General features: G+C 70.9%; 7 protein-coding genes. All 7 read right to left on the reverse strand.

The window, feature by feature from the left end:
- Positions 1 to 724: divergent polysaccharide deacetylase family protein (locus GBZ26_RS25230; protein ID WP_486598851.1), on the reverse strand; the 724-nt coding region annotated here is incomplete at its 3' end.
- A 16-nt stretch (positions 725 to 740) separates the two neighbouring features.
- On the reverse strand, positions 741 to 2,165 hold the full coding sequence (locus tag GBZ26_RS25235; RefSeq protein WP_174441196.1) for a S41 family peptidase: 1,425 nt from the start codon (positions 2,163 to 2,165) through the stop codon (positions 741 to 743).
- On the reverse strand, positions 2,166 to 3,575 hold the full coding sequence (locus GBZ26_RS25240) for a murein hydrolase activator EnvC family protein (RefSeq protein ID WP_174441197.1): 1,410 nt from the start codon (positions 3,573 to 3,575) through the stop codon (positions 2,166 to 2,168). It abuts the gene before it with no gap.
- Positions 3,576 to 3,588: 13 nt separating this feature from the next.
- Complete coding sequence (gene gpmI, locus GBZ26_RS25245) at positions 3,589 to 5,154, reverse strand: 2,3-bisphosphoglycerate-independent phosphoglycerate mutase (RefSeq protein ID WP_174441198.1); 1,566 nt, start codon at positions 5,152 to 5,154, stop codon at positions 3,589 to 3,591.
- Between the two features lie 137 nt (positions 5,155 to 5,291).
- Positions 5,292 to 5,750, reverse strand: coding sequence for a 23S rRNA (pseudouridine(1915)-N(3))-methyltransferase RlmH (gene rlmH / locus GBZ26_RS25250; protein ID WP_014239449.1), 459 nt, complete (start codon positions 5,748 to 5,750; stop codon positions 5,292 to 5,294).
- Between the two features lie 41 nt (positions 5,751 to 5,791).
- Positions 5,792 to 6,232, reverse strand: a complete 441-nt coding sequence (gene rsfS / locus GBZ26_RS25255; protein WP_104675343.1) for a ribosome silencing factor — start codon at positions 6,230 to 6,232, stop codon at positions 5,792 to 5,794.
- A complete protein-coding gene (locus GBZ26_RS25260; protein ID WP_174441199.1) occupies positions 6,229 to 6,846 on the reverse strand; it encodes a nicotinate-nucleotide adenylyltransferase in 618 nt (205 codons plus the stop codon). The genes rsfS and GBZ26_RS25260 overlap by 4 nt, the downstream gene beginning before the upstream one ends.
- Positions 6,847 to 6,918 lie beyond the last annotated feature (72 nt).

Below are 6,918 nucleotides of genomic sequence, written 5' to 3' on the forward strand. Positions count from 1 at the left end.
CCTTGCCGCGGGCGCGCTCCACCCAGTTGTCCAGCCGCTCGGCGTAGGGGACGAAGGCCTGCGTGATGGTCGGCGGCAGCTTCTGCAGGGCGTTGCCGGTGGTCACGCCGGAGATGCCCATCTCGGCCAGAACGATGGCGATGCGCGGGCGGCGGTCGGCGGCGGGGAAGGGGCGGGCGTAGACCTGCCAGGGCTTGCGCCCGTCCTCGGCGATGCGCGGCAGCGGGCCGTTGCGCGAATCCTCGACCAGGCCGGGGACCGGCGCCGGCGTCAGGGTGACCGGCTCGTTCACGGCCACGGCGAGCGGTGGCGGAGGCGGTGCGGCCGCGGCGGGGGGCGGAGCCACCGCTGGAGCGGCGGCCGGAGGAGCCGGCTGGACGGGAACCGCCGCCGCCGCGGCGGGCGGTGCCGCCGGCGGTGTTGGCGCTTGCGCGCCCTTCACCGCCACCTCGACGCTTGGGATGGCGGCCTGCCATGCCTCGGTCGTGTGCGCGGCGTTCATCGCCAGCCAACCGGCCAGCCCGCCCAGCCCGAGGGCCAGCGCGGCGTAGGCGCCGAGCAGCCTCTTGGCGAGCGGCGAGAGGGGGCGGCGCTCCTTGCGCGTGCGCGGCGCGTCGTCCGAATCGCCGCCGGACTTCCGGCGCCGGAGGCGGGCCAGCAGGCCGGGTCCGGAACGTTCCCGTTTCGCGGGCTTCAGGCGGCCCAGAAGGGCGGCAGCGTTCACGGACCCGTCACTCCCCTCAGTGTGCGCGGGCCTGGAACAGGGCGACGCCCCGCAGCAGGTCGAGCGCGCGGGCCAGCTGGTAGTCGAAGGGCGGCTGGTTGGGCGCACCCTCCCCATTCTCCGCGGACGGCGCCGCAGATGGCGCCGTCGGGGCGTTGCCGTTGGCCGGAGCCGGCGTCGCGCCCGGCGCCGCACCGGGGGCCGCCCCGGGAGCCGGAGCGTTGCTGGCGCCCGGCGCCGGAGCCGGCTGGGTGGTGGCCGGACGGGGAGCGTCCGGGTTGCGCAGCGCGCCGCGCAGGTCGCTCTCGCGGCGGCGGATCAGACCCTGGTCGGTCTCCTCGACGCGGGCCGGGTGCACCTCGATGTCCGGGGTGATGCCCAGCGCCTGGATCGACTTGCCCGACGGCGTGTAGTAGCGCGCCGTGGTCAGGCGCATGGCGCCGTGGCCGGGCAGCGGGATGATCGTCTGGACCGAGCCCTTGCCGAAGGACTGGGTGCCGAGGACGAGCGCCCGCTTGTGGTCCTGCAGCGCGCCGGCGACGATCTCGGACGCCGAGGCCGAACCGCCGTTGACCAGCACCACGACCGGCAGGCCCTTGGCGAGGTCGCCGGGCTTGGCGTTGTAGCGCGTGCCCTCCTCGGCCTTGCGGCCGCGGGTGGAGACGATCTCCCCCTTCTCCAGGAAGGTGTCGGAGACCGAGACCGCCTGGTCGAGCAGGCCGCCGGGGTTGTTGCGCAGGTCGAGGACGTAGCCCTTCAGCTTGTCGCCGAGCTGCTGCTGGATCGAGGCGATGGCCTTCTCCAGCCCCTGCTGCGTCTGCTCGTTGAAGCTGGTGATGCGGACGTAGCCGATGTCGCCCTCGGTGCGGTAGCGGACCGACTGCACCTTGATGACGGCGCGGGTCAGCGTGACCTCGAACGGCTCGCCGGCCTCGCCGCGGCGCACGGTGACCTTGATGTCGCTGCCCACCGGGCCGCGCATCTTCTCCACCGCCTCGTTCAGCGACAGGCCCATCACGGCCTCGCCGTTGAGCTGGATGATCAGGTCGCCCGGCTGCAGACCGGCGCGGAAGGCCGGCGTCTCGTCGATGGGGGACACGACCTTGATCAGGCCGTTCTCCATCGTCCCCTCGATGCCCAGCCCGCCGAACTCGCCGCGGGTCTGAACCTGCATGTCCTGGAAGCTCTTGCGGTTCAGATAGCTGGAATGCGGGTCGAGCGAGGTGAGCATTCCGTTGATGGCGGACTCGATCAGCTGCTCGTCCGTCGTCGACTCGACATACTCGGCGCGCACGCGCTCGAACACGTCGCCGAACAGGTTGAGCTGGCGGTAGGTCTCGGAACTGTTGCCGGTGCTGTTCACCTGCGCGGTGACGGTGGCGACGCCGGCCCCCAAAAACACCAGGGCCGCGGCGGTGGCGGCACGCTTGACTATCCTCATCTACCCTTGTCCTTTCCCCTCCGGGGCGCCGAAACCGCGCTGTGGATTGATCGGCTGTCCGTGACGTCGAAGCTCGAAGTAAAGATCGGGTGACCCGTCGGCGGGCATCAGGCCGATGGGTTCCCCCGTGGCCACGCGCCGTCCGACGGCCGTGTCGATGCGGCCAAATCCAGCGATGAGACTATGATATCCGTGGCTGTGTTCCACGATCAAGATTTGGCCATAGCCGCGGAACGGCCCGGCGAAGACGATCGTTCCGGCCTGCGGTGACACGACGGTCGAGCCGGAGCGGGCCTGGATGGTGACGCCCCGGCTGGTCGCGCCGTAGCGGTCGGCCTCGCCGTACCGGACGGTCACCCGGCCGCCCACCGGCAGGCGTTCTCCAACGGGCGCGCCGGGCGCGGCGCGGGCGGTTTCCGTCTCGGCCCTGGCCCGCTGCTCGCTCGACCTTTGCTCGGCGAGCTTCTGTTCGGCCTGCCGCTGCTCCGCCGCTTTTTGTTCCGCCAGCTTCTGCTCGGCGGCCTTCTGCTCCGCGGCGCGCTGCTCGGCGAGCCGGCGCTCCGCCTCCAACCGTTCGGCCTCGCGCTTGGCCGCCATGGCGGCGGCGGCGCGGCGTTCGGCCTCGATGCGGTCCATCAACTGGCGCAGGTCGGCGGCCTGACCGGTCAGCCGGGCGGTGCGCTGGGCGACCTGCTGGCGCTCCTCGTCGGTCTGGCGAGACAGCTCCTCGCGCCGGGCGACGAGCTGGCCGATCTCCTTCTGGCGGTCGATCAGGGTGAGGCGGGCGGCGTAGGTCCGGCCGCGCTGGGCCTGCAGCGTCTCGCGCGTCTCGGCCAGCCGGGTCAGCGCCTGGGCCAGCGCGTCGGCGCGGGCGCGCAGGGCCGGCACCGTGTCGCGCAGCAGCAGGGCGGAGCGCAGCGTGTCCACCGGCCCGTCCGGGCGGGCCAGCGCCGCTTCCGGCGGGATGCGGGCGACGCGCTGCAGGGCGGCCAGCAGGGCGGCGATCTGCTGCCGCTCGCCCTCCAGCTTCTCGGCCTGGCTGCGTTCCTGCGTCTCAAGCGCGGTCAGGGATTCTTCGAGATGGGCGAGCTCGTCCTCCTGCGCCCGTTCCTGGTCGGCCAGACCGACCAGCCGGTCGCGCAGCTCGTCCAGCTCCTTCTGGAGCGTCTGGGACTGGCGGTCGAGCTGCCGTTGCAGGGCCTTGTCGGTCTGGAGGTCCTGCTCCACCCGCTTCAGCGTCTGGCCGGGGGACTCGGTCTGCGCCGCGGCGGCGGTGGAGACGACGGGAAGGGTTGCGGTCAGCAGGGCCGGCCGCCAGGGAAACGCCCGTCTCCGCCCGCCGCCCTGCGGACCGGAGGCGGGGAGGGGGAGCAGAGCAACACCCGCCGGATGATCGCGCCCTGCGCCCATGCCCGGTTGCGCCTTATTCCGCGGCGGCCCGCGCGCTGGCGCGGTCGATCAGGCTCTTGCCGGTCATCTCCGCCGGCTGCGGCAGCTTCATCAGGTCGAGCAGCGTCGGGGCGATGTCGGCCAGACGGCCGCTGCGGATCGCCGACACCCCGGCGGGGCCGTTCACCAGCACCAGCGGCACCTTGTCCAGCGTGTGGGCGGTGGGCGGGCCGTTGGTCTGCGGGTCCTTCATCAGCTCGCAGTTGCCGTGGTCGGCGGTGACCAGCATCACGCCGCCCTGGGCGCGCACCGCGGCCTCCAGCCGGCCCAGGCTGGCGTCCACCGCCTCCACCGCCTTGATGGCGGCGGACAGGATGCCGCTGTGGCCGACCATGTCGGGGTTGGCGTAGTTGATGACCACCAGATCGTACGTCCCGCTGTCCACGGCGGCGACGACCTTGTCGGTCACCTCGGCGGCGGACATCTCCGGCTGGAGGTCGTAGGTCGCGACCTTCGGCGAGGGCACCAGGATGCGGTCCTCGCCCGGATACACGCGCTCCTCGCCACCGTTGAAGAAGAAGGTGACGTGCGGGTACTTTTCCGTCTCGGCGATGCGCAACTGGGTCAATCCGGCCTCGCTGACCACTTCGCCCAGCACCTTGGTCAAGGATTTCGGCGGAAAGATGGTCGTCATCAGCTTGGCGAGCGTGGACGAATACTCGACCATGCCGACGGCGGCGGCCAGCTTCGGCACCGAGGCGCGCTCGAACCCGTCGAAGGCCGGATCGACAAAGGCGGCCAGGATCTCGCGGGCGCGGTCGGCGCGGAAGTTCGCCATCAGGATGGCGTCGCCGTCCTTCATGCCGGTGTAGCCGTCGATGACGGTCGGCAGGATGAACTCGTCGTGGGTGCCGGCGGCGTAGCTCTGCTCGATCGCCTGGATCGGGTCGGCGGCCTTTTCGCCCTGGGCGCTCACCAGCGTGGCGTAGGCCTTGGCGACGCGGTCCCAGCGCTTGTCGCGGTCCATGGCGTAGTAGCGCCCGCTGACCGTGGCGACGTTGACGCCGGGCAGGGCGTGCACGTCGGCCATGAACTCGGCCATCTGGTCCTTGGCGCTCTGCGGCGGAACGTCGCGGCCGTCGGTGAAGGCGTGGATCTCGACCGGGACGCCCTCATGGGCCAGCACGCCGGCCAGCGCCGCGATGTGGTCCTGGTGCGAATGGACGCCGCCCGGCGACAGCAGGCCCAGGATGTGGCAGCGCCCGCCAGAATCCCGCAGCGTCTTGGCGAGGTCGGTCAGCGCGGCGTTGCGCTCCAGCTCGCCCTCGACGATGGCGTGGTCGATCATCACCAGATCCTGGCGGACGACGCGGCCGGCGCCCAGATTCATGTGACCGACCTCGGAGTTGCCCATCTGGCCCTTGGGCAGCCCGACCTCCTCCTCGCTCGCCTCCAGGAAGGCGCGCGGCTCCGACGACCACAGCCGGTCCCAGTTGGGCGTGTTGCCCTGGGCGATGGCGTTGTCCTCGCGCTCCTCGCGGTAGCCCCAGCCATCCAGGATGCACAGCACTACGGGTCGGGGACGATTGGTCTCGGTCATCACGGTCCTCATACGCCTGTCACGGTCGGGTTGCGGGTCTCGATCGAAGGGGCCGATGCCAGTCTTCTTATGGCCGGGTTCTTATTGCCTTGGGCCGGATCAGAAAATGGCATGCCTGCGCACGCGCACAATGGGAGTCATGCACGGTGATAGGGGTGTCCGGCCAGAATTTGCTGGGCACGGTAGATTTGCTCCGCCAACATGCCTCGCACCAGCATATGCGGCCATGTCATGGCGCCCAAGGCCAAAAGGAAATCGGCGCGCGCCCGCACGGCGTCGCCGTGGCCGTCCGCCCCGCCGATGAGAAAGGCGATGTCGCCCGCCCCCTGGTCCCGCCAGCCGCCGATCTTGGCGGCGAAGGCTTCGCTGGTGATGGTCTTGCCGCGCTCATCCAGGGCCACGACGATGGCCCCGGCGGGGATGGCGGCCAGAAGCAGCTCCGCCTCCTGCCGCTTCAGCTCGTCGGAGGCGAGGCGCTTCTTCACCTCGACCTCGCGCAGAGTCAGCGGCCAGGACAGGCGGCCGGCATACTCGTCATACAGGTCGCGCGCCGGACCGGTCCGTGACCGCCCAACCGCGGCAAGCCACAGACGCATCGGTCCGACTCCCGTTCGTCACCCGTCCTGAGCGTTGTCCGTCAGGCGCTCATGCGCTCGGCGGAGGGCCGCGGCGTCTCCAGACCCCACATCTTCTCGATGTTGTAGAAGGTCCGGACTTCCGGGCGGAACAGGTGGATGATGACGTCCCCGGCGTCGACCAGAACCCAGTCGCACTGGTTCAGGCCCTCGACCTCGACGCCGCGCAGGCCGGCCTGCTTCATGCGGTCGGCCAGCTTCATGGCCATGGCGGCGATGTGCCGGGTGTTGCGGCCCGACGCCACGATCATGTAGTCGGCGATGGTGGTCTTGCCGGCAAGGTCGATGACGACGACGTCCTCGGCCTGATCGTCGTCCAGGGACTTCTCGACGAGCGCCTTCAGTTCGTCCGGCTGGGGAACGGGAACGGGCGCGGGCCGCACAACGGGCGCGGCCGGTTCGATGAACGTGTTGATGGTACCTACCTCGCGATACAGGGTCACGACCCGCTGGCGCGTGCCCGGCGGATCGCCGTCGCCGAAGCCGGATGCAGCGGGTTGCGGAGGAAAATCCAGGCCGGTGTTTTCGAACCGGCCAACCCCTTGGCCTTGTGCATGCTGACCCGGCGACGGGCATAGCGCTGAGCGGCCATGCCACCAAGCGCTCCCATAGAATAAGTTGGACGGGCGAGAACTGCAACCGGCACCAGCCGGAAGATGCGCGTCCAATGCCGCCAACGGGGGATTTGCCGAAGATTGTCCGCCCCCATCAGCCAGACGAAGCGCGTTTTGGGGAAGCGGCGCTTCAGCTTGGCCAGCGTGTCGGCGGTGTAGCGGGTGCCAAGCTCGCGCTCGATGGCGGTGACCCGGATGGCCGGATGGCGGGCGGTGCGCCGGGCCTCCTCCAGCCGCTCGGCAAGCGGCGCCATGCCCCGCACCGGCTTCAGCGGGTTCTGCGGGCTGACCAGCCACCACACCTGATCGAGCCCCAGCGCCTTCAGCGCGTACAGGCTGATGTGCCGGTGCCCGGCGTGGGCCGGGTTGAAGGACCCGCCGAGCAGCCCGACGCGCAGGCCGGCGTGGAGCGGGCCGGCGTAGCGGTGGGGGAGTGTCGCCATGCTTGCCCCCACCCTAACCCTCCCCCGCTCTCGGCGGACCAAAGGTCCGCCGAGAGCGGGGGAGGGTTAGGG

The organism is Azospirillum formosense (genome assembly GCF_013340925.1).
In the GTDB taxonomy this organism is placed as follows: Bacteria; Pseudomonadota; Alphaproteobacteria; order Azospirillales; family Azospirillaceae; genus Azospirillum; species Azospirillum formosense.